Genomic DNA, 22,231 nt, shown 5'->3' on the forward strand with positions numbered 1-22,231 from the left:
AACCAAAGTTGTGTAATGTTGATGAGTTTTGCTCATCCGAGAAATTATAAGAAAAAGAAGGAGGCATATTATGGCAGTTCGTACTACACGCAAGCGTCGTGTCAAGAAGAACGTTGAATCTGGTGTGGCACATATCCACGCAACTTTCAACAACACAATCGTCATGATTACCGATGCACAAGGTAACGCTGTTGCCTGGTCATCAGCTGGTGCCCTTGGATTCAAGGGATCCCGTAAGTCAACACCTTTCGCAGCCCAAATGGCAGCGGAAGCAGCCGCAAAGTCAGCATTGGACGTTAACATGCGTACCGTTGCTGTTACGGTTAAGGGCCCTGGTTCAGGTCGTGAATCAGCAATTCGTGCATTGGCCGCAGCTGGTCTTGAAGTAACGTCAATCAAGGATGTTACCCCAGTTCCCCATAACGGATCACGCCCACCAAAGCGTCGTCGTGTTTAATTGATTTTCATTGCGCTTTGCTTTGAAAAGAGGGGGGTTAGAGTTAACAGATGATTGAATTTGAAAAGCCAGATATTCATAACATCGAAGAGGATGCCAACTACGGTAAGTTCATCGTAGAACCTCTTGAGCGTGGCTATGGGACGACTTTGGGAAATTCCCTACGTCGTGTCTTGCTGTCATCGCTTCCTGGCGTAGCAATCAACACAGTTCAAATTGACGGTGTTGTTCACGAATTCTCCACCGTTGATGGTGTTGCAGAAGACGTTACACAGTTGATCTTGAACTTGAAGAAAGTTGTATTTGCTACGGATTCTGCTGAAGAGCACACTTTGGAAATTGATGTTCAAGGACCAAAGGATGTTACTGCTGCCGACTTCGTCGGTTCAGCTGACATCGAAGTGTTGAACCCTGATTTGCATATTGCAACCTTGGCTGCCGGTAAGTCATTGCACATGACTGTTACGGTAGTAAAGGGTCGTGGTTATGCTTCAGCTGAAGAAAACAAGCAATTACGTGATGAAATGCCAATCGGTGTTTTAACGGTTGATTCAATTTACACGCCAATTGAGCGAGTAAACTACCACGTTGAACAAAAGCGTGTTGGTTCTCGTGATGACTTTGATAAGTTGACGATGGAAGTTTGGACTAACGGTTCAATCAAGCCATCTGACGCTTTGAGTCTTGGTTCAAAGATTCTAACAGAACACCTGAACTTGTTCACGGATATTTCCCCAGTAGCACAAGAAACCAAGGTGATGGTTGAAGCTGAAGCTCCTGTTAACGCAGCTGCTGATGCCGCTCCTATCGAAGACTTGGACTTGTCAGTTCGCTCATATAACTGCTTGAAGCGCGCCGGTATCAACACTATTGAAGAGTTGACCGACCGTTCAGAAGCCGACATGATGAAGGTTCGTAACTTGGGCCGTAAGTCATTAGACGAAATTCAAGAAAAGTTAACTGAGATGGGCATGGGCTTCCGTCAAGAAGATTAATTCATCAAAAGTTTAGAAAAAAGGAGGATTAACCGATGTCATACCGTAAGTTAGGCCGTACTTCATCACAACGTAAGGCAATGATGCGTGATTTGACTACTGACTTGTTGATTAACGGCCGGATTCAGACCACTGAAGCCCGCGCTAAGGAAATCCGCAAGACAGCTGACCAAATGATCACGCTTGGTAAGAAGGGTGATTTGGCTGCTCGTCGTAAGGCTGCTGCCTACGTTCGCAACGAAGTTGCTGACGTCAAGGAAGATGGCGACAACATCCGCATCCAAACTGCTTTGCAAAAGTTGTTTGAAGATATCGCACCACGCTTTGCAGAACGCAATGGTGGATACACGCGTATCATGAAGACTGTTCAACGTCGTGGAGACGCTGCACAAATGGTTATCTTGGAGTTAGTTGACTAATTTCTAATAACCAAAAACCTCTGACCATCTGGTCAGGGGTTTTTCTTTTGCTCTTTTTTACCGCTTAGTTCAGTCATTCGACCGCTTAGCGTCAAATCGACTTATAAAAAGTCAAATGCTCCTATACTAGTGAATGTAAAGGAGCAATATTCATGCTAATTCAAACCAAAAAACTCTGCCAGCAATACGGTGACTACCAGGCAGTGAAAAACTTAAACATTGAAATCGATAAAGGTTCCCTTGTTGCCTTGCTTGGGCCAAACGGGGCTGGAAAGTCAACGACGATGCGGATGCTAACAGGGCTGAAGAAACCATCATCGGGTGAGGTGATCTACGCACCCAACACGAAGATTGGCCTTGTCTTTCAAGAATCCGTTCTAGATGCTGATTTGACTGTAAAAGAAAACTTGCTGATTCGTGCGAAGCAGTATCGTCACATTGATGCCGCCCGCATCCCGCTATTGATTCAGGAACTGGGACTCTCTAACTTTCAAAATCAAAAGTATGGTTCACTCTCTGGTGGACAGAAGCGCCGAGTTGACATTGCCCGAGCGCTATTGAACGAACCTGATGTGCTTTTCTTGGATGAACCAACGACCGGTTTGGATATTCAGACACGTAACGCCATCTGGGCGCTCTTGCACAATCTTCAAAAGGAGAAGGGGTTGACCATTGTTCTGACCACCCACTACCTGGATGAAGCCGACCACGCTGATAAAGTCTTTGTCGTCGATCATGGCCAGCTCATTGCCTCTGGTTCTGCCATTGATATCAAAGCTAAGTACGCACAGAATCAGCTTATTATCTGGACGAAAAAGTCAGCAGAAGCATCCATCCTTCAAAACGCACTAAAAGCTGAAAACATCAATTACAACATTCTATCCGACGGTTCTCTACAAATTGCCGGCCTCGCAACTCCGGCCGTCCTCAAGCTGCTGAATCAAATCAGCCAAGTAATCGAGAACTTTGAATACCGTCCGGGCACGATGGATGATGCCTTCGTCGCACTGACAGGAAAGGAGATGCGCTAATGTTCGCACTCGTTAAACGAAACCTCATGCTCTACTTCCGCAACAAATCGGGGGTCTTCTTCTCGCTCTTTGGCGCGCTGATCTCCTTTGTGCTTTACCTAGTCTTCTTAAAGCAAACGATTAAGTCCTCTTGGGCCGCAATCCCAAACGCCTCCCAATTATTAGACAATTGGTTGATTGCCGGTACTTTAACCATTACTGCTATCACTACTTCTTTGACCGCTTTGTCTCAGATGGTTAAGGATGAAGAGCAGAAGATTGACTTGGACCTCCGCTTAACAGACATCGGTCCAGTTGCCGTTCGTTCCTCCTATCTCATCTCCGCTTCCTTTATTGCCTTTATCATGCAGGCCATCGTTTACGCGGTGATGGCACTTTACTTTGCTGGCACGGATTCACTCAGCTTTAATCTCCAGGTTCTTCCCGAACTGATTCTCATCATGGCGCTATCCGCTATCCTATCCACAGCCTTGAACGCCATCATCGTCAACTTCATTCATTCGGTAGATTCACTTGGTAAGCTGGCATCCCTAATCGGAACTGCCTCTGGTTTCCTTGTCGGGACCTATGTACCAATCGGTACCCTACCAGACTTTGCCCAGCTGCTGATGAAGTTAACGCCAGGGACGTACATCGCCGCGCTCTACCGCCAGACCTTGATGACACCTAAGCTAGACGACGTTTTCGCCCACGCATCAGCCCAACTCAGTCAGTTCGAGCAGTCGATGGGTGTTAAAATAGAGTGGTCAAGTCTTCTGACCCACGGTCAGAGCTATGCCGTTGTGATTGCCGTGCTTGTTTTCTCAGCCGGTATTCTAACAGCATTCAGTTTGAAACAGAGGCGTTTTGCCTAAGTAAGGTTGATTTAGTTGTGAAAGTCGAATTCATACAAAAAGATATTCCGAACGGTCAGGTTGAAGTAACCGTTGCCGCCACCGAAAAGAACCAGCAGGTTGCCAAAGTCATTGCCAGCCTATCGGCCCTGGAAGAAAGCGCGCCCGAGGTCCTCTCCCTTAAGACGGCGGACGGGCTCCAGCTAGTCAAAATAAAGGACATTATTTATGTCGATGTTTCGGATTCAGGTCTGCTAATCTACACGGCAAAGGAGACGCAACCCATCCAAAGCAAGGACCGCCTGGCGACTTTTCTAGACCGATTAAAGAACCCAAACTTTGTCCAAGTATCCAAGCACGCCGCGGTAAATATGAACCATTTGGAACGTTTGGAGAATTCCTTCTCCGGTTCGATGTTGGCCAAACTCGAAAACGATAACCAGACCATGGTTAGCCGCCGCTACGTCAAGAAGCTGATTGAACAGCTGGGGGCCTAAAAAATGAAAAAAATTCTACAACACATTTTGATTGGGGTAGGCTTCGGATCGTCGACCTACCTGGTCATTCTCCTCATCAACGCCGCTATCTATCATATCGACGTACTTTACTTACCGAGAAAAAATATTCTCGCCGTGTTAATTATGTCCGCCTTCATCGGCCTCTTGTCCATGATCTTTGACAGCGACCGACTGCCATTCTTAGCCGAGTTCATCATCCACCTCATCGGAACAGCCGCGCTATTCTGGACTACCGGAGAACTGACCAATTGCTTTCACACCAGCATGAACAGCTCCGTGCTCTGGTTTTACTTCCTGTTGACCTATGTTATCATCTGGGGCATCATCCGTTTTAACCAGGAGAAGCAGGTTTCAGCCATTAACGAAGCCTTAAAGAAGCGCCAACAAAAATAAGAAAATCAGAAAAGACCGGTATAGCCAAACCGGTCTTTTTTTACAGCTTAAGCTACTGGCAAAGTCGTCGGAGCCCCGCCAATATGGTAAAATAGCAGATAATGACAAACGCAATCACAATCAAAAATTTAAATTATAGCTACCCAGAGCAGGGAGAGCTTTTCAAAAATTTCGACTTCTCTGTCCAAGAGGGGGAGTGGCTAGCCATCGTTGGACACAACGGTTCCGGTAAGTCGACACTAGCTAAGCTCATCTTGGGCCTACTCGACTTTGACCAGGGCGAAATCCAGGTTTTTGACGAGAAGCTCTCAGAAGAAACGCTGGCCAGCATCCGCGCGCAGGTGGGAATGGTTTTCCAAAATCCCGATAACCAGTTTGTTGGGGCAACGGTCGCTGACGACGTGGCCTTTGGACTCGAAAACCGGCAGGTGCCATCAAAAGAAATGCCCGCCAAAATCGAGGCGGCCTTGAAGCAGGTCGGCATGGAAGACTATGCTGAACGGGAACCCCACACCCTTTCTGGTGGACAAAAGCAGCGTGTGGCCTTGGCCTCCATTTTGGCTCTCCACCCACGTGTCATCATCCTAGATGAAGCAACAGCCATGCTCGATCCTGAGGGAAAGCAGGCGGTTATGGAGACCTTGAAGGAACTCAAGGCCCGCTACCAGGACCAGCTCACACTCATCATGATTACCCACGACATGGAAGAGGCTGCCTTAGCCGACCGCGTCGCAGTGGTTAGTGATGGTCAACTGGTCTTTGACGAAAAGCCTGAAACGCTTTTCCTAAAGGGAAAGCAACTGGCTGAACTGGGCTTGGCCCAGCCATTTTCCATGGAGTTGCAGAGTGCCCTTGGCATCAGCCAAACAACCTATCGAACAAAGCAGGAGCTAGCCACATGGTTATCAACATTGAAGGCTTAGACTTTGCCTACGGGGCCGGGAAGCAAACGGTTCCCGTGCTGAAAAACATTAACTTAACCTTCCCGGAAGGGCAGATCACGGCCATCATCGGCCAGACTGGTTCTGGTAAGTCTACACTGGTGCAACAGCTGAATGCACTCTTGAAGCCAACGGCCGGGGAAGTGCACATTGGCGACCACACGGTGACCAATAAGACCAAGGAAAAGGCTTTGACGCCTATCCGGGCCGAGGTGGGGATGGTCTTCCAGTTCCCTGAATCACAGCTCTTTGCACCAACAGTCATAGAAGACGTGATGTACGGGCCAAAGAACTTTGGTGCAACGGACGAGGAAGCCAAGCAAGCGGCTGAAAAGGCCCTTGCAAAAGTCGGATTCGACACCTCCCTTTATGACCAGTCACCATTCAACCTTTCCGGTGGACAGATGCGCCGTGTCGCTTTAGCCGGCGTTCTCGCCATGAATCCGCAGACCATGGTCTTTGATGAACCGGCTGCCGGATTAGACCCCCAGGGGCAGGCTGAACTGCTGGATCTCTTAAGGACACTGCGAGACGAGGGTAAGACGATTGTCCTTATCTCCCACCAGATGGAGCAGGTGCTAGCACTTGCCAACCAAGTGGTTGTCATGAAGGACGGTCAAGTCGCCGCCCATGAACCGGTCGAAGAACTCTTCGCCCGTCCACAGTCCTGGTTTGCTGACCAGCACTTGGACCTACCTGAAACCATTGCCTTTCAAAAGGAAATGGAGAAGCAAGGCTTTGTCTTTGACCACCTGGCGAAGACGGTCGATGATTTGGCCAAGCAATTAGCGGGCCAGCTCGACTCAGCCAAGCTAACCGGACAAAGATCCGACCAAGCAGGCAGCCAAGCTCAGACGGGAGGACCTCACCATGAATAACCTCGTCATCGGTCAGTTCGTACCGGGTTCAGGGATTCTCTACCGGATGGACCCCCGTACCAAGATTTTAATGACCATCGTCTACGTCTTTCTCTTGGTCTTTGCCAACAGCTGGGTAACCTATCTCTGGTCTGCCATCTTCCTTGTTGCAGCCCTTCTCTTAACCAAGCAGGGCTTAGGACTTTACTGGCGGGGGATTAAGCCAATCCTTTGGTTAATTCTCTTCACGGTCGTTTTGCAGCTACTCTTCTCAGGGGGAACGCCAGTGCTCTTCCAGTGGGGGGCCATTAAAGTGACCGAACCAGGATTAATCAACGCGATTTACGTGATTGTGCGTTTCGTCCTCATCGTCTTGATGTCGACCATTCTAACGATTACAACGCCACCGACCGCCATTGCCTCGGCCATCGAATCCTTGCTGAAGCCCTTGAAGGCCATCAAGGTGCCGGTTGCTGAATTGGCGCTGATGCTTTCCATTGCCTTGCGTTTCGTTCCATTACTGATGGGCGAGACCGACAAGATTATGAAGGCGCAAAAGTCGCGGGGGATGTCACTGTCAACTGGATCACTAATGAAGCGTGCCAAGGCCGTGATTCCTTTGCTTGTCCCACTCTTCGTGGGTGCCTTGCAGCGGGCACTAGACTTGGCCAACGCCATGGAAGTCCGTGGCTTCGAGTCTGCCGAAGGGCGTACCCGCTACCGCGAGCTCTCCTATGGACGAGATGACACTTTGGCCTTTGTTGCCATCGCTGTCTTCGCCATCGGATTCCTCGCACTCTCATTTATTAAATAAGAAAAAGGCTGGCGCTATCAGTCAGCCTTTTTACTAGCAATTATCCAAGAAAGGGGGCGACACCATGCCACGTTACCGTGCAGTTGTTGCCTATGATGGCTCGGACTTTCTGGGCTTTCAAGTACAATCAAAAAACGGCGTTGAGCGCCACCGAACGGTCCAGGGTGAACTAATCAAGGCCGTCAATCAAATGGGAAAGAACCCAGCCGAACGAATCAAAGTCGTCGGTGCCTCCCGCACCGACACCGGTGTCCATGCCAACGGCCAGGTCATTCACTTCGACCTCCCATATGACATTCCAGGTGAAGGGGTTCGTAAAGGATTGAACACCATCCTGCCCCGGGACATTCTCATCCATGAAGTTCGCCAGGTGGACGATGACTTTCACGCCCGCTTCTCCTCCCATAACAAGCGCTACTACTATCGGGTGTCGACACAGGACTACGTTGATCCCTTCAAGCGTCGTTATACCGGCCACTTCCACTGGAATCTGGACGCCAAGAGAATTGAACAAGCCTTGCCGGACCTCATCGGCGAACAGGATTTCACGACTTTTGCAGCTTCGGGAAACCAAACCGCTACGAACGTGCGAACAATTACCCGAGCCGAAGTGGAAGTCAAGGAAGACGAGCATGAATTGGTCTTTACCTTCGAAGGAAACGCTTTCCTCTACAATCAGATTCGAATCATGGTCGGCGTTCTCTTGGAAATTGGAACCGGACGTCGCGAACCCGACTGCATTCCAGGGCTAATTGCTGCCAAGGACCGTGAAAAAGCACGGTACACGGCACCAGCTGCTGGTTTATATTTGGACCACATTGATTATAATGGTAGTAGCGATATCTAAAAGGAGAGTGTTATGACTTTATTTGAAGAATACGCACAGGCCTCACACGGCCTGCTCTACGTTGCAACCGAAAAGGATGGTCAGCCCAGCTTGCGCATGATGGGCTTTGGGATGGACCCAGAAAATCCAAACCACTGGTATCTGCTCAGCAAGGCTGATTCTAACAAGATGGCAGATCTTAAGGAAAACGACCGGGTCGCCATTGAAACCTTGATGAACGAAAACGGTGCTCGCATCGAGTCCAACCGAGCGACGTTGAAGCCTTCTGATAAAGTCTGGGGGGATGTAAAGGATTTCTTTACAAACCCTGTCTTCCATAAGAATCACCCCGAGCCTGAAAGGGAAGTACTCTTAGAACTCACGATTCGTTCTGCCCGTCTCTCATCTTTTGCGGGTAGCGAAGTGATGACTTTTGAAGCGTAACTTGATAGAAAAAAGGTAGGAAAATCTTTCCTACCTTTTTCATTACAATATATAATACTTTTATTTAAATATTGTATATTATCAATAAAATATTTAATATTTTAAATAATTTTCTTGCCCAATTACCACTAATCGTGGTATAAATAGGCGAGAACAATTTACCTTTAACTCTCACCATGCGGATTGGTCACTAGCGCTTAGTAATTGTCGGACTTTCTTTAGCGCTTCCTTGAAACTCTCAAAGTGCTAATTGAACATTGGCGTGATGATCCAGTGGGTTATTAGCAACTCCGGCTAGGCCTGTTCGACTTTGTGGGATGAGTTACTTTGTAGCTGGTACATTCTGTTTGGGGAATCGTTATGATGTATTCCTCTTACGACGACCCTACTCCTAAACTTGTCTTGTTGTAAGCATAGGGTTCCAGAGTGTTATTGGAAGATTGTTCTCACAAAAAAAATCGGCGCTGTTTCAGCGTCGGTTTTCTTTATCCAAATAAAAGTAAACAAAAAAGAAGCAACTCTTTTCAGAGTTACTTCTTTTATTTAGCTATTAATTACCACGGGAGGTGATTAGTGCTTACGTGTTAGCAAGTACAAACCAGCTACAGCAGACAATGCAACAGCTAATCCACTCAACAAAACTGGGCGAGCGTTTTCACCAGTTGCGGGCAAAGCACCGATGTTCTTCTTTGCAGAAGACTTCACATTGTTGTTTGCGCTTGAACCATTAGTACTGTTTGAACTCTTAGGAGTATCAGCACTTGGTGTTACGTTGTTATTAGATGGGGTGTTGCCACCGTTGTTACCACCATTATTGTTGGAAGGGGTGTTACCACCGTTGTTATTGTTGTTACCACCACCACCGGCAGTTCCACCAGCATTATAGCTAGCGGTCCAACTATCTTTAAATTGGTGATAGTTGTTAGTGCCATCTACGTGGACGTTGTTACCATAGGTTTCACCTGCTTTACCACCATCGGTTAAACGAGAGTAGTAGTAAATCAAATAGGTGTTGTTGGTGCTACCAAGGTCGATGTGGAACTTAGTGTTTGTGTCAATCACAATCTTGTCGCTGACATTACCTAAGGTAGTGAATTTATCACTACCATCGGCATTATAGGCAACCTTGAGGGCAACGAATGGATGTGTTGCTGTGTTCTCGAGAACCTGGTTATTAGCTAATTGGTCGGTTACAACCGCGTTATCGATTTGCTCTTGGGCGACATTGACACGAACAGTCCAATCAACCAAGGTTGGATCGTTCTTATCGTACCAACCGAACTTAGCTAACTTCTCATCCTTACCAGGACCGTAATCAGGGTTAATGTTTACGATGATGTGTCCAGGCTTGGTGTTGTCACTATTAGGAAGGTTCCAGTAAATTGTCTTTGGTGTGTTTACTGGAACCTTCGTCATATTCCAATTGCAGGCAATGAACAATTTTCCTGTAACATCACCATTAGCATTCGCGGTAACCATGTCATCGGCCATTGTGACGTGAATACGGTTCGTTGAAGAATCAACAACCGCGTGACCGACGGTATTTCCACTGCTGTCCTTCAAATCAAATTGCAGACCACTGGCCATTGAGAATTCCTCAGGAATCGTGGCATCAAAGGTCTTATTGCTTGAACTCAAAGAACCCTTCGGAATCTTGAACGTATAATCAACCTGAAGTGAATCATGTTGGTCAAAATTTGTTGTTGCGCTTGGATTAGTCAAGTCTTTTAATTCCGCGCTTGTAATCCACTGATTGTCGCTTGCGGAGGCTTGGGTATTTTGACTGCATGCGATGGCCCCCATCGTTAAAACAGTCAAAATAAGGGAGAATAACCGTTGACGACTAATTTTCATACTCATCATATCATCTCCTTCGGTTCCATTCTAACACTAATATTTAAAATGTTAAATTCTCATGTAAAAAGTTTCAAAACTTGATTTATTTAAAAAGTGATTAAAAAATAAAAAGGCAACCAGCCCTTTGCATGGGCTGTTGCCTTTTATTACTTGTAGTAAGAAAGTTCTTATTTTTTGCTTGAAAGCTTGAATAGTCCGAATGACGTTATGACTGCTAGTAAGCTAAGGGAGAGCCATGAGTTAGCCACCTTAGCGGTTGCGGGCAAGGGACTTGTCTTAGCTGTAGCTGAAGTGCCAGACTGTGCCTGTGAACCGTTTGAATTGTTTGAATTCTCAGGAACAGCAGGGGTAGCCGGTGTAGTTGGTACTGTTGGGGTATTTGGTGTAACCGGTGTGTTTGGCGTTACCGGTGTGTTGTCGCCTCCGCCATGATAACCTGCATTACCGCCGGCTGAATAGCTAGGTGATTCAACGTATTTTGTGTCTGTCTTGATGTTGGTACCAGTTAACGTTGCGGTGTTACCGTAAACCTTTTGAGCGCCACCATCGGTTAACTCTGACTCATAGTAAATGAGGTAAGTATCATCGATGTCTCCAAGGTTACCATGGAAAGTCGTGTCGCTATCTTTCACAAAAGTTGAAGGGTCAACAGTGCCAAGCGTATCAAAGTTTACGCCGTCAGCATGATACTTGACCTTAATGATATGGAAAGTACCGATTAACTTCTGATTAGCTGCTAAGACATCTTTTACGACGGCATTGTCAATGTGCGTTCGCGAGTAGTTGACTCGAACGCACCAGTGCAGGTAAAGAGGATTTTGGGGATCAAACCAAGACCATTTCTTGAGCTTTTCGTCAGAATCAGGACCAGTGGCGGGATTAACAACGACAGTGTCAGAATTGGGGGTTGTACCATTGTTGTCAGGCAAGCCCCAATTGATGACTGTTTTGTTACCCGTGTTGATTTTATCTAGGTTCCAATGCAGTGTGATATTGAAAGAACCCTCAATGTAATTCTTCGCGCTCATGCTGATGGCCCAGTCGGTATAGTGAAGCGTAATGCGACGGGTAGTTGGATTCGTTGTGGCTTTGGCCACAACTTGATTGTCCTTATCCGTTATATCAAAAGTAAAGGTCGACAAGATATTGAACTGTTCAGGAATGACAACAGAACTGTCACGGTTACTTTCGGTAATGGCTCCCTGCGGAATTTTGAAGCCGTAGGTTACCCGCATGTCATCCGTTGGCCCGTAGGGATTAGCGTTTTTATTGGTGAGATCTTCCAAACTGGCGCTGGTAATCCACTGGTTATCAGTGCTTGCTGCTGAAATTTGCTTGCTTTGACTGAATCCCCATACAGTGAGTGTAAGGGCAGCCAGGACAAGGAGAGACAGCTTGCGAATTGATACGCTACTTTTAATCATATTTTTCTCCTTAAAGTGCCATTGTACCCCCTGTTTAAGAAATATTTCAAATGTATTTCAAAATTCGTTTGAAAGTAATGAAGGTGGATCTTGATAAACGATAAAAGTTCCACGAGGTTCTTTAAAAAAGAAAGTAGTTTTGCCATATAATAGTAGAAAATCATTTCATTCTACTCCTAAAGGACTAACTTAAAAGATATTAATAAATGGTAAAAAAGACTGTCAAAAACTGCTTTTTTCATTGACAGGGACCCCTATATTTTATATACTGAACATCGGTATTGTTTACCTCACGATAAGCCCCGGAAACTTATTGTAACCGTTCGAGAAGGAACGCTCGAACATTGTAAACAACTAATTAAAGGAGCGCGCTATGCGTACAACATTTTTAGCAAAGCCAGGCGAAATCGAAAAGAAGTGGTACATCATTGATGCAAAGGACGTCGTATTAGGACGTTTGTCAACTGTTGTTGCTGCAATTTTGCGTGGTAAGAACAAGCCAACCTTCACACCAAACGTTGACATGGGTGATAACGTTATCATCATCAACGCTTCAGAAGTGAAGTTCACTGGTAAGAAGGCAACTGACAAGATTTACTACCATCACTCAAACCACCCAGGTGGCTTGAAGGAACGTACTGCTGGTAATTACCGTCAATACGATCCAGAAAAGTTGTTGGAATTGTCAATCAAGGGTATGTTGCCTAAGACTTCTTTGGGTCGCAAGCAAGGTTTGAACCTCCACGTCTACGCTGGAGCAGATCACAACCATGCTGCACAAAAGCCTGAAGTGCTTGACATCAACAAGTTAGTTTAAGAAAGGAGACCAAGAATATGACTGAATCAGCTCAATATCGTGGAACCGGTCGTCGTAAGAACTCAGTTGCCCGTGTACGTTTGGTACCAGGAACTGGCGCAATTACGATGAATGGTAAGTCTATCGAAGACTACATTCCTTTCCCTAACTTGCGTGAAGTTGTTTTGCAACCATTTAACGCTACTGATACGTTGGGTAACTACGACGTACTTGTTAACGTTAACGGTGGTGGATTCTCAGGACAAGCTGGTGCAACTCGTCACGGTATCGCCCGTGCCTTGTTGACTGTTGACCCTGACTTCCGTACTGCATTGAAGCAAGCTGGTCTTTTGACTCGTGACGCTCGTATGAAGGAACGTAAGAAGCCAGGTCTTAAGAAGGCCCGTAAGGCATCACAGTTCTCAAAGCGTTAATCTACGGATTATCTCTTTACAAAAAGCTCGCATTTGCGGGCTTTTTTTGTGTCTAAATTTTTACTTGAAGCATCTAAGCTAAAAAAACGACGGTTTTTGCCATTAATACTCTCTTTAATGGGCTCTTTATCGAAATATCGCTATTATTTGCATAAAGGCGAGTGCGATAGAGTGAATAAGGAGATTTTATGACAAAATACCAGTCATTATTGAAGTTGAAATACAACGGCCGAGGACGAACGCTTTCCGATGAGGAGGTACAAGAAGAATATCAGAAACGTTATCATTCTTGGTCTGCTCACCGGACAGCGCTCTTGCCTGTCTTGAATGACTATCGGAATCGTCATTTTCAAAATCATCCTTATCTCATCTTTTATACCTTGACGACTGAAATTGAAAAACAGCTAGCCGACTTTGGGGATAACTCCTTGGAAATACAGGGGTTAATCAAGGATTTACCGGTGATTGCCCAACAGACATATATTCGGAAAAGCTTGGTTGAAGAGATTTATCGATCGAATGAGATTGAAGGGGTAAAAACGAGCCGTTATGAACTAAACACCATCGCAGGCGAGCTAATTGGAACAGATGGTGCAGTAAAAAAAGGAAAACGTTTGATGTCAACGGTTAAACAGTACCTGGCTAGCATCGAAGGACAACCGCTTCAAATGAATGACTTAGCAGCTTACCGGATCCTTTACGATGAACTTCTCAAGGGAGAGATTCCAGAAGAAAGCCAGCCTGATGGGCGACTTTTTCGGAATAGTAAAGTTTACGTTGGCTCTTCAACAAGGGTTCGCCATCAGCCACCAAAATTCGAAAGGGAGATTGAGCAAGGCCTCATAGACTTGCTTGATTATATGAAGACGGATAAAGCCTTTCCAATTATTAAAGGACTGGTTAGCCATTTTATGTTTGAAAACATGCACCCCTTTTTTGATGGGAATGGGCGAATGGGACGGTATTTGCTCTCCGCTTATCTTTCTGAAAAGACCGATATGTATACAGGGATGGCAATTTCAGCGGCCATTTTAGTTGAACGAAACCGTTACTACGCTCTCTTTAAGGAGGCGGGGGATGTGTTGAACTTTGCTGATTTAACGATGTTTATTGAGGGGATGCTGAACATTGTGGTTGCTGGGCAGGAACAGATACTTGCGGACTTAAAGCAGCGCAAGCAAGCCTTGAACGAAGCACTGGAAGAGTTGAAGCAAAATATGCAGGTTCATTTTCAGAGCTGGACTCTATCAGACCACGAAGAAGAAATCGTTGCAGGGATTCTCTCCCTTCTTTTGCAGTCACAGGTGTTTGAAAATGAGTTCAATGGTGGTGTAAAAGTCATTGAAATCGCAGGGCGTTTAAAATCAGACTATCGTTTTTCTGAGGTGCAGGTTCGTCGACTTTGTCAATTTCTAGAGCATCAGGGACTAGTGGAAAAACGTAAATTACGACCTCTTTGTTATGCCCTGGTGGAGAACTAGTGTGGGACTACTTAGTGGTGTGCTACACTATTCTTAGTAGAAAAAAGAAATTAGGATAGAGATACCCATGAGATTAATTAATCGAATTATTGCGGACTTCAAACAGATCCGTCCATTAACTTGGATTATTGTGGCCATTTTGTTGGTCGCAATTATCGCCATTGCCCCTTCAGCATTGAAGGGTTAATAAAATAAAGGGGGCTTGCTAGTTAGCAGGCCTTTTTATTTTTCAACAACGTTCACTTATTTGGCTTGAAAACATTCAAATAAGTAGGAAAATACGTAAATCAAGGCCTTTTTTGGCTGATAATTTAATAAATGACCGTTTTTGTGGTAGACTTTTCACTGTTTATAGAGCTTTTATAAAAGCAAAGGAGAGAACATGACTAGTAAGAAAGATTGGGAAGACTATTTCGAGTTGTTAAACGGTCGGAAGCCAACCCCAGATGAAGTTGCAGAAGCGTTGAAGCAGGGAAAGTTTGAAGCGCCCCAACCACAGCCAAAGCCAGCGCAACCAGCGATGGCAGAACGTCCAGCGGCACCAGTACAAACAACGGCTGCACCAGCGGCCCCTGCTAAGGAAGGCCAAGCGAAGAGCTTCTTAGCTTGGTACAAGGATGCACTCTTGCACCCAGTGAACGCAGCCAGTCGTGCGGAAAAACCACACTTTGGTTATGCCATTATTTCTTATTTGGTTACGGTTTTGTTGTCAGCCGGCATCTTCTGGAACATCACTTGCCGTGTCTTTGCCTGGGCAAAGCAGCAACAGGGAGCGGACACGTCATTGATTAACAAGATTGCTGATCAAGTGACCACACCAATCTTTACTACTTTCTTGATAACCTTTGTCTTCTTGTTCTTGGTTGCTTTGCCAGGACTATTCTTGACAGCTAAGAATGGTAAGGGCTTCAAGGACCTCTGTGCTGACTACCTATCATGGTTCCCAGCTATTTCATTGATTGCTTTGCTTGGCTTTATCTATTCTTACGTAGCTTCAATGCCATCAAGCAGCGAATGGGAGAACATGCTCGAATCAGCCTTCGATAATGGTAACTTCACACCATTGATGAACGGTATCTCAAGTGTGCTTCTCACTATTTTGCCTTTGATTGCGATTCCACTCTTCGCCATCGGTTTGACCAACTACAAGGCCTTCCAAATGGTCATCGAAGCCCGCATTCAGGGACAAAAGTTTGATGCCTTCTGGTGGTTCATTATCCAAATTGTGATTACGGTTGTGATTGCTATCATTGTGATGAATGTCGTTGTGGATCCACAGTTTACTTCTTTGGGTAACAAGATTGCCAACACGATTTCAAATGCGACATCAAGCTCATACTCATATTAATTAACTAGAAACACTTTGTTTTGTTTAGAAAAAGTCGGTCTGTCCGGCTTTTTTTATGGCTTAAAAGTTAAGCTTTGTTAAAAAGTCGAACAATCTGGCCAAAATGTCGGTTGATATTTTTAATAAAACTCTGATACGTGGTACAATTTGAACTGTTATTTAATATAAATGAAATAGGAGAGAAGATATGTCTACTCGTAAAGAATGGGAAGAATATTTCCAAGCTGTTAACGATCGCATGCCTAGCGATGCGGAAGCAGCGGAAGCCTTGCAAAAGGGTGAATTCCAAGAAGCTACAACAGCACAAGCAGCACCAGCACAGGAAGCTGCCCAACCAGCACAGGCTGCTCAAGCACAACAAGGTCAACCAAACGAAAAGGTTGAAGAATTTAAGAAGCAAGCTGGTAACTACTTTGCTTGGTTCAAGGAACGTGCTATGGCGCCTTCAAAGTTCATGAACGAAGAAAAGCCAAACAAGATGTTCTTGTGGATTTCATTTGCATTGGCTGTTATCTTTGCTGCTTTGACACCATGGAACTACTTGCGTCGTGTTTTGGATCAATTGAATAACCAAACTGGTGGTGCAAGCTCTTCAACTAAGTCTGCCATGAGCTCATTCTTGAACTCAACATTCATCGACTCTGCCTTGATTATGATTGTTCTCTTCTTGGCTGCCTTCGTTGGAATGGCTATCTTGTTGAACAAGAAGGAAAACTTCCAAGTGATGTTGAACAAGTACTTGGTAATCTTCCCAGCTGCTACTGTTTTGACTTTTATTGGTTTCTTGTACTCATTCTTTGCAAGCACACCTTCATTGTCAGACTACAGCGCCTTTAAGTCAGCTATCAATGACCCATTGTCATTTAACATGTCAATTGCTGGTATCGTTGTCTTCGTGATCACGATGATTGTTGCCTTCCAGTTCATCCAAAAGAACTTGGTTTCTGACCAAAAGATGGACATTATCTGGTGGCAGTTGCTTCAATTTGTTATCACAGCCGTTGTCTTCGTTGTTTTGGTAAGCTACGTCTTCCAACCAATGTTGGATTCAGCTGCCACAACATTCATGAAGTCATCAATCTGGTACTAATACTATGACGCAACAAGAATGGCTCGACGCCTTTAAAAGTCAAAATGGTCGTGAACCTTCACTTGACGAATTCAAGCAAGCTAAGGCCAATGGTTTTGCCATGGCTAAGCCAGCCCAATCTGTTTCGCCTCAAGACGAATTAAAGAAATGGGTTGCAGAATTTGAAAAGCAATATAACCGTAAGCCTTCATTTGATGAAGTAAAGCAACGCCGTTTCTTGGGGAATGCTAAGCCAGCACAGGCCACTCAACCTGTCCAGCCACAGCAATCAACCCAGGCAACGCAACCTGTGCAAGCACAAACTGCGCCTCAACAGCCACGTCGCCAAAAGGCTGCCCAACAAGCGACACCATCTGCAGCCCCACACCGCAACCACAAGAAGGCTGGTAAGGGGAAGAAGCGTGGAATTCGCTTATTAATTCTTATTATCGTGCTTTTGGGTGGTGGCTACTTCTTTGGACAGAGCTACTACTCATACGATTCATCAATGGATCGTGCCGCAACGATGTTGAACAGCCACAGCTTGGATAAGTACAGCAAGAACGTGGTATGGGCTGACAACGATAAGACTTTGACTGGTAGTGAAGCTGAACCATTGGCTGATTTGATGAAGTCCAGCAAGTACGACAGCAAGTCCAACATCAAGGATTTGTTGAAGTCAAATGCCTACGGTATTCAATTGAAGAAGACCGGTAAGAAGTTCTTTGTCTTCGACGACTACAAGGTTGTTGTACGTCCTGTGACGGTTAAGGTTTACACTGATCAATCTGGATTGACAGTGAAGGCTAACGGTAAGGTCTTGGACAACGACTCTGATTCAGACAGCGTAATTACTGTTAAGCACCAAGCACCAGGGCTCTACGAGTTCACGGCTGCTGGTACTTCAGACGGTGACAAGTACAAGGGTAGTGACAACGAACAATTGGGTGATAGCTCAACTGCCCGTGTCTACATCTACACTGAAAAGTCATCATCATCTAGCTCATCTTCATCAAAGAACAAGTTGACAAAGGATGATGCCACATCAACACTTCAATCAATGGCTTCATTGCTTTCATCAATTGGTGCCAAGAATGATAGTGATAGCTCAAGTTCAACGACCGCATCAGACGTCTTTACTGACGGATCTGATAACAAGGCCTACACGGACTTCACTGAAATGATTAAGAACAACAAGACAACGTCAAAGCGTACGGCTGACTCAATCAACTTTGGTTCAATCGACGTTCAAGACGTGAAGTCAACGGGTAAGAAGACTGCTGATGCAACCTTCAAGATGCAAGAAGATTTCAATTACTCAGCTGATACTGATCCTGACAAGCACACTTCTGGTACTTTGACGCAAGTCTTCTTGCTTAAGGCACACATGAAGTATGACAAGAGTTCTGACAAGTGGTTAGTTGATAGCATCGATTCTAACCAACAGAAGATTTCTGAAACAGACAACACGAGGTAATTGTGATGTTCTAAAAAAGTCCCTTCGGGGGCTTTTTTATTTTGGTGCAATGTTTGGTGAATATAATTGAAATTTTATGGCAATTTCTTTGACTTATTCCAAATAAAGTTGCAAAATAGAGGCAGATAAAAGGTTGCCCTAACCAATGGTTAGAGAACTTGGCTGAATAGCCACCGCAACTACAGTGACATCAGCTTAGAATTGAGCAATCGGTTTGGAGAGCTGCTATGACAGTGAATAATCAAGCACAATATAAAAATGATATGAAAGGAACGTTGATTAAGTTCTTCGCCTTACCTATCGTCGTTTTGTTTGCACTATTTTCAATGACCGCAATGGGCATGAAAGGCGTATCAAATGCGGATAGCATGGTTTCAGCAAAGGCCTTGGACCCTAACAATTGCGTGAGCGGTACGAGCATTTCCAGTTTGTCTCACCCTGGAAATTCCAATTATAGTTACTACGATACGGTTCAAGCAAAGTGGACTTTTTCGATTCCTACTTCTGAAGATATCCAAGCAGGTGATACGTTGACCCTACCAATTCCTCCGGAATTGACAGCGTTAACAAATGATACCTTTGATATTAAGTCACCAAGCGGTGCTGTCTTTGCACACGTTGTTTTGAATAAAGACACCGGAACGGTAACCATGACTTTTGAGCAGCCCGCTGCAACTGCTGACCAAAACCACACCATTACTGGTGATTTGGAATTGCCACTTACCTTTAATAATAATGGATCAATTCAACCTGGTAAGACAAACAACATCCACTGGGGAATCAACGGATGGACAACACCAATTTACGTTGATCCACAGGAAGCACCTGCTACCGGTGAGAAAATTTTCAAGTGGTCTTCATTTGATAAAAACGATGAAAACCTTATCCACTGGGGTGTTCGTTACAACGCGGTCGCTGGAATGACGACAAAGAATGGTGTGATTAAAGATACGGTGTTACCAGGACACGCTATCTGTTCAAGCATTAAAGCCATTTATGTTCGTTATATTCCTGGTACGTTGGATTACAACCCAACAACTTACAACGGACAGAGTGAGATTCCACAAAGTCAGATTCACCAGACATCTAGCCAGGGATTCACAGTCGATATTGGTGATATTACTGATCCTGATGTTGCTATTGTTCTTCTCTACGACACTCGGATTACCGATGGCCGTTCATCAATTTCTTACTTAAACTTAGCAACGTATACGAATGATGGTGTTCAAGGTGATACCGCTCAAGCCTATCAGGCAATCACGAGGGGATCTGGTGGTGCTGATAATACCCCAGTCAATCCTGTAAACCCTGTTAACCCAACGCCAAATCCTACACCAGCACCAACCCCTAACAAGGGTGGTGGTGATAACGACAACGGCGGAAATGGTGGTAACGGCGGCAATGGCGGCGGTTACGTAACACCTAAGGGAAACGGTGGTAATGGTGATAACAGCAACAGTGGTAGCAACGCATCAAATACTACCAACGGTCAGGGTCACTTCACCTTGCCAGCAACTGGCAAGCAAGCTGACCAAGCCGGTGTGATTGTTACTGCCATTGCAACTGCAGTTACCGCAGCCTTCACATGGTTGTTTGGACGTAAGCACTAATAAGTAATCGTTAAATTAAAAGTCGCTGGCTCGAGAGAGTGGGCGGCTTTTTGTGTGTGCATTAAAAAGGGCGTACGATAATTTGATGTGTAAATGAAAAAGTCAAAACAGGTCGTATTGATACCCTAATTAACTTAATTTTCCAGATTTTCTTTTCATTCAATCGTTTCCCTGCTCTACTAATAGCAGGAATTAATGACAGTAATCGTCGATGAAAGGATGTAAGATGTTTATAAATAATAAAATTGTGAGCGCAGAAGAAACGCATTATATTCTTAGAAAATATCACTATAACTATTCTGATTTTGATGAACATGCCTCAAAGGAGGAGCAGTTAATCGTAATGCGTTACATTACCCAGGAAGCCAATCGAATGCAGAGACGGTTAGCAGGGTTGGAGTAAGATATTGAATGAAAGAGGATAACTTGCTAGCTATCCTCTTTTTGTTTGTTGAAGAAATCCTAAAAGCGAGGACCAGCGAGTGAAACTGCTGAACGTGTTGACTAACAGCCGGGCAAGTATTTTGAATTCATACTTATTGATGCATTGCTATAATATAGGATGATTGATAAGCAAAAAGAAAGGATAGTTCCATGCAAGCCATTTTTGAAGAAATTTTGAATAACGCTACTAAACGTGTCTATCGGATTACCTTTTATAATGGCGAAACGGCAGTGGCTACCTTTATCAAAGAGACTCAGGAATACCAATATTCAGGATATGAAGAACGTGAATATGTGAATCTTTACCCTGATAAAATTGAACAAATCATACGAAAAGCATGCGAGGATGAAAGCAAAAGTCGAGAGAAATATTTTACAACGGGGCAGCTGTTACACGGTGAGAATGCATGCAGTCATTTTTATTTTATTTCTGTACAGAAAATCATGGATAACTCGGACATTTTAAAGTATGGAATCAGTTATTCTGGGGATGAAATTCAAGCATATGCTTGGATTGACCGACGTACTGGATTGTTTTCCTACGAAGGAGAATATATTAACTTAGGACAAAAGAATTTACTTGAAAATATATTTAGAAAGAATGCTTACTCAAGACAACTAGCGATAGATCATTTTGCAACAGGATGTGGATAAATTAAGAACTAAAGAAAAGGCCACCAGACATAATCTGGTGGCCTTTTCTAATTGATATTCTTAATCCTGAATCAGATTTTCCATTTGCTTCAACTTGTCGGTTCCCTTGTATTGCTTATAGAGTACAGATAGGGATGAAGTTCCTAGCGTTTTGGCGAGGGACTCTTGTTCAGCACCATGGACCAAGGTACCTTCCGCCTTATAGGTAATTGTGTCTCCATCAATGTAGAAGACACCACGCTCTCGTGCCAGATTGCAGGTTTCATCTGGAATATTTTGTAAGCGCAAAATATACTTATGATCTTGTTGCTCTAACTTAATACCATGGAAAGTCGTATTCTGTTGGTAAAAGCCATTAGCGTTATTATTGATTGGATGCGCCGTACCGTTAATCAGATCATCCGGACTAGTTGGTCCCCAATCGGAGTAAAAGTCGCTTGGCATACCAAGCAATGCCAAGGCTTGCTTCTCCTTGAGAGAAAGCTTGTCGACACTTGCACTATCGTTGTTTGAACTCGTACTCTTATCGGAGTTTGTAGTTGTTGAATCGTCTACTTTATAGAAGTAGTGTTCATCACCCATGCTTTGACCACAGTAGATGCGATCGTTTGATTCTGATGCGAAGGAATCCGTAGAAACTCCCTTTGGAATAAATACGAATGGTGTCGCTGGCGATGGCCCGTCAAGCTTTCCATCCTTTGGCCCAACGTCTGTCTTGAATACACCGTCTTTAATAGCAGGTGGTGTCATTGATCCGACTGCCTTTGTATAAACAGCTAAGTTACTGGTTGAACCACTATCTGTGTAGTTTGCTGATACCAACCCCTTCTTATCAAAGGTATAACTATCACCCTTACTATTCTTCCAAGTTCCTACAACAGATGAGAAGTCCCCAGACTTAATCGCCTGAATGTCCATTGCCTGGCTCTTCTTAGCACTATTCTTAGAGCTTGAGCTTGATTTTGACGTCTTTGTCTTTGTAATTTTTGCTGAAGAACTCTCCTTATTTGAGCTGCTTGAGTGGTTAGCACCCACCGCATAAAAGCCACCAGCACCCGCAATAATCACAGCACCGGCGATGCCTAACATGCCTGCTTTTGAAATCATAT

General features: G+C 44.8%; 23 protein-coding genes. 20 read left to right on the forward strand and 3 right to left on the reverse strand.

The features are described 5' to 3' along the window. Positions 1-70 precede the first annotated feature (70 nt). The 12 genes from rpsK (at position 71) to H7198_RS02710 (ending at position 8,528) form a co-directional block, all read left to right on the forward strand. Positions 71-457, forward strand: coding sequence for a 30S ribosomal protein S11 (rpsK, locus tag H7198_RS02655; protein WP_091502509.1), 387 nt, complete (start codon positions 71-73; stop codon positions 455-457). Between the two features lie 50 nt (positions 458-507). Further along, a complete protein-coding gene (locus H7198_RS02660) occupies positions 508-1,452 on the forward strand; it encodes a DNA-directed RNA polymerase subunit alpha (protein ID WP_091502511.1) in 945 nt (314 codons plus the stop codon). Between the two features lie 35 nt (positions 1,453-1,487). Continuing rightward, positions 1,488-1,871, forward strand: coding sequence for a 50S ribosomal protein L17 (rplQ, locus tag H7198_RS02665; RefSeq protein ID WP_091502513.1), 384 nt, complete (start codon positions 1,488-1,490; stop codon positions 1,869-1,871). Between the two features lie 152 nt (positions 1,872-2,023). After that, positions 2,024-2,902, forward strand: coding sequence for an ABC transporter ATP-binding protein (locus H7198_RS02670; protein ID WP_274458246.1), 879 nt, complete (start codon positions 2,024-2,026; stop codon positions 2,900-2,902). Then, on the forward strand, positions 2,902-3,756 hold the full coding sequence (locus H7198_RS02675; RefSeq protein ID WP_274458248.1) for an ABC transporter permease: 855 nt from the start codon (positions 2,902-2,904) through the stop codon (positions 3,754-3,756). Before H7198_RS02670 ends, H7198_RS02675 begins: the two co-directional genes overlap by 1 nt. A gap of 17 nt (positions 3,757-3,773) precedes the next feature. After that, the gene (locus H7198_RS02680; protein WP_274458249.1) at positions 3,774-4,232 is read left to right on the forward strand and encodes a LytTR family DNA-binding domain-containing protein; all 459 of its coding nucleotides are present in this window, start codon (positions 3,774-3,776) and stop codon (positions 4,230-4,232) included. Between the two features lie 3 nt (positions 4,233-4,235). Further along, complete coding sequence (locus H7198_RS02685) at positions 4,236-4,646, forward strand: DUF3021 domain-containing protein (RefSeq protein WP_274458251.1); 411 nt, start codon at positions 4,236-4,238, stop codon at positions 4,644-4,646. Positions 4,647-4,747: 101 nt separating this feature from the next. Then, positions 4,748-5,569 (forward strand): energy-coupling factor transporter ATPase, encoded by an 822-nt coding sequence (locus H7198_RS02690; RefSeq protein ID WP_274458253.1) that lies wholly within the window; start codon positions 4,748-4,750, stop codon positions 5,567-5,569. Beyond that, positions 5,545-6,465 (forward strand): energy-coupling factor transporter ATPase, encoded by a 921-nt coding sequence (locus H7198_RS02695; RefSeq protein ID WP_274458255.1) that lies wholly within the window; start codon positions 5,545-5,547, stop codon positions 6,463-6,465. Before H7198_RS02690 ends, H7198_RS02695 begins: the two co-directional genes overlap by 25 nt. Next, positions 6,458-7,258, forward strand: a complete 801-nt coding sequence (locus H7198_RS02700; protein WP_274458257.1) for an energy-coupling factor transporter transmembrane component T family protein — start codon at positions 6,458-6,460, stop codon at positions 7,256-7,258. The genes H7198_RS02695 and H7198_RS02700 overlap by 8 nt, the downstream gene beginning before the upstream one ends. A gap of 64 nt (positions 7,259-7,322) precedes the next feature. Next, positions 7,323-8,105, forward strand: coding sequence for a tRNA pseudouridine(38-40) synthase TruA (gene truA, locus H7198_RS02705; RefSeq protein ID WP_274458259.1), 783 nt, complete (start codon positions 7,323-7,325; stop codon positions 8,103-8,105). A gap of 12 nt (positions 8,106-8,117) precedes the next feature. Further along, positions 8,118-8,528, forward strand: coding sequence for a pyridoxamine 5'-phosphate oxidase family protein (locus tag H7198_RS02710; protein ID WP_274458261.1), 411 nt, complete (start codon positions 8,118-8,120; stop codon positions 8,526-8,528). A gap of 570 nt (positions 8,529-9,098) precedes the next feature. On the opposite strand, the gene H7198_RS02715 is transcribed toward H7198_RS02710, so the two are convergent. Together H7198_RS02715 and H7198_RS02720 are read right to left on the reverse strand one after the other, a co-directional pair. Beyond that, a complete protein-coding gene (locus H7198_RS02715; protein ID WP_274458263.1) occupies positions 9,099-10,391 on the reverse strand; it encodes a collagen binding domain-containing protein in 1,293 nt (430 codons plus the stop codon). A 161-nt stretch (positions 10,392-10,552) separates the two neighbouring features. Continuing rightward, complete coding sequence (locus tag H7198_RS02720) at positions 10,553-11,809, reverse strand: collagen binding domain-containing protein (RefSeq protein WP_274458265.1); 1,257 nt, start codon at positions 11,807-11,809, stop codon at positions 10,553-10,555. Between the two features lie 373 nt (positions 11,810-12,182). On the opposite strand from H7198_RS02720, the gene rplM reads away from it, so the two are divergent. The 8 genes from rplM to H7198_RS02760 all read left to right on the forward strand — a co-directional run bounded on the left by rplM (position 12,183) and on the right by H7198_RS02760 (position 21,122). Beyond that, positions 12,183-12,626 carry a 50S ribosomal protein L13 gene (rplM, locus tag H7198_RS02725; RefSeq protein WP_274458267.1) on the forward strand — a complete coding sequence of 148 codons (444 nt, stop codon included), beginning with the start codon at positions 12,183-12,185 and terminating at the stop codon, positions 12,624-12,626. A 17-nt stretch (positions 12,627-12,643) separates the two neighbouring features. Beyond that, a complete protein-coding gene (gene rpsI, locus H7198_RS02730) occupies positions 12,644-13,039 on the forward strand; it encodes a 30S ribosomal protein S9 (RefSeq protein ID WP_091502539.1) in 396 nt (131 codons plus the stop codon). A gap of 188 nt (positions 13,040-13,227) precedes the next feature. Further along, positions 13,228-14,520 carry a Fic family protein gene (locus H7198_RS02735; RefSeq protein ID WP_274458269.1) on the forward strand — a complete coding sequence of 431 codons (1,293 nt, stop codon included), beginning with the start codon at positions 13,228-13,230 and terminating at the stop codon, positions 14,518-14,520. 382 nt (positions 14,521-14,902) lie between these two features. Further along, complete coding sequence (locus tag H7198_RS02740; protein ID WP_274458271.1) at positions 14,903-15,868, forward strand: hypothetical protein; 966 nt, start codon at positions 14,903-14,905, stop codon at positions 15,866-15,868. A gap of 187 nt (positions 15,869-16,055) precedes the next feature. Next, the gene (locus H7198_RS02745; RefSeq protein ID WP_274458274.1) at positions 16,056-16,958 is read left to right on the forward strand and encodes a hypothetical protein; all 903 of its coding nucleotides are present in this window, start codon (positions 16,056-16,058) and stop codon (positions 16,956-16,958) included. A gap of 4 nt (positions 16,959-16,962) precedes the next feature. Then, positions 16,963-18,414 (forward strand): hypothetical protein, encoded by a 1,452-nt coding sequence (locus H7198_RS02750; protein WP_274458276.1) that lies wholly within the window; start codon positions 16,963-16,965, stop codon positions 18,412-18,414. Positions 18,415-18,641: 227 nt separating this feature from the next. After that, positions 18,642-20,024, forward strand: a complete 1,383-nt coding sequence (locus tag H7198_RS02755; RefSeq protein ID WP_274458277.1) for an Ig-like domain-containing protein — start codon at positions 18,642-18,644, stop codon at positions 20,022-20,024. A gap of 594 nt (positions 20,025-20,618) precedes the next feature. Continuing rightward, positions 20,619-21,122 (forward strand): hypothetical protein, encoded by a 504-nt coding sequence (locus H7198_RS02760; RefSeq protein ID WP_274458278.1) that lies wholly within the window; start codon positions 20,619-20,621, stop codon positions 21,120-21,122. Positions 21,123-21,182: 60 nt separating this feature from the next. Here the strand turns inward: H7198_RS02760 and H7198_RS02765 are convergent, their stop codons facing one another. Further along, positions 21,183-22,229 carry a DUF6287 domain-containing protein gene (locus H7198_RS02765; RefSeq protein WP_274458279.1) on the reverse strand — a complete coding sequence of 349 codons (1,047 nt, stop codon included), beginning with the start codon at positions 22,227-22,229 and terminating at the stop codon, positions 21,183-21,185. Positions 22,230-22,231: the final 2 nt, after the last annotated feature.

The sequence above is a fragment of the Fructobacillus sp. CRL 2054 genome (assembly GCF_028764065.1).
GTDB lineage: Bacteria > Bacillota > Bacilli > Lactobacillales > Lactobacillaceae > Fructobacillus.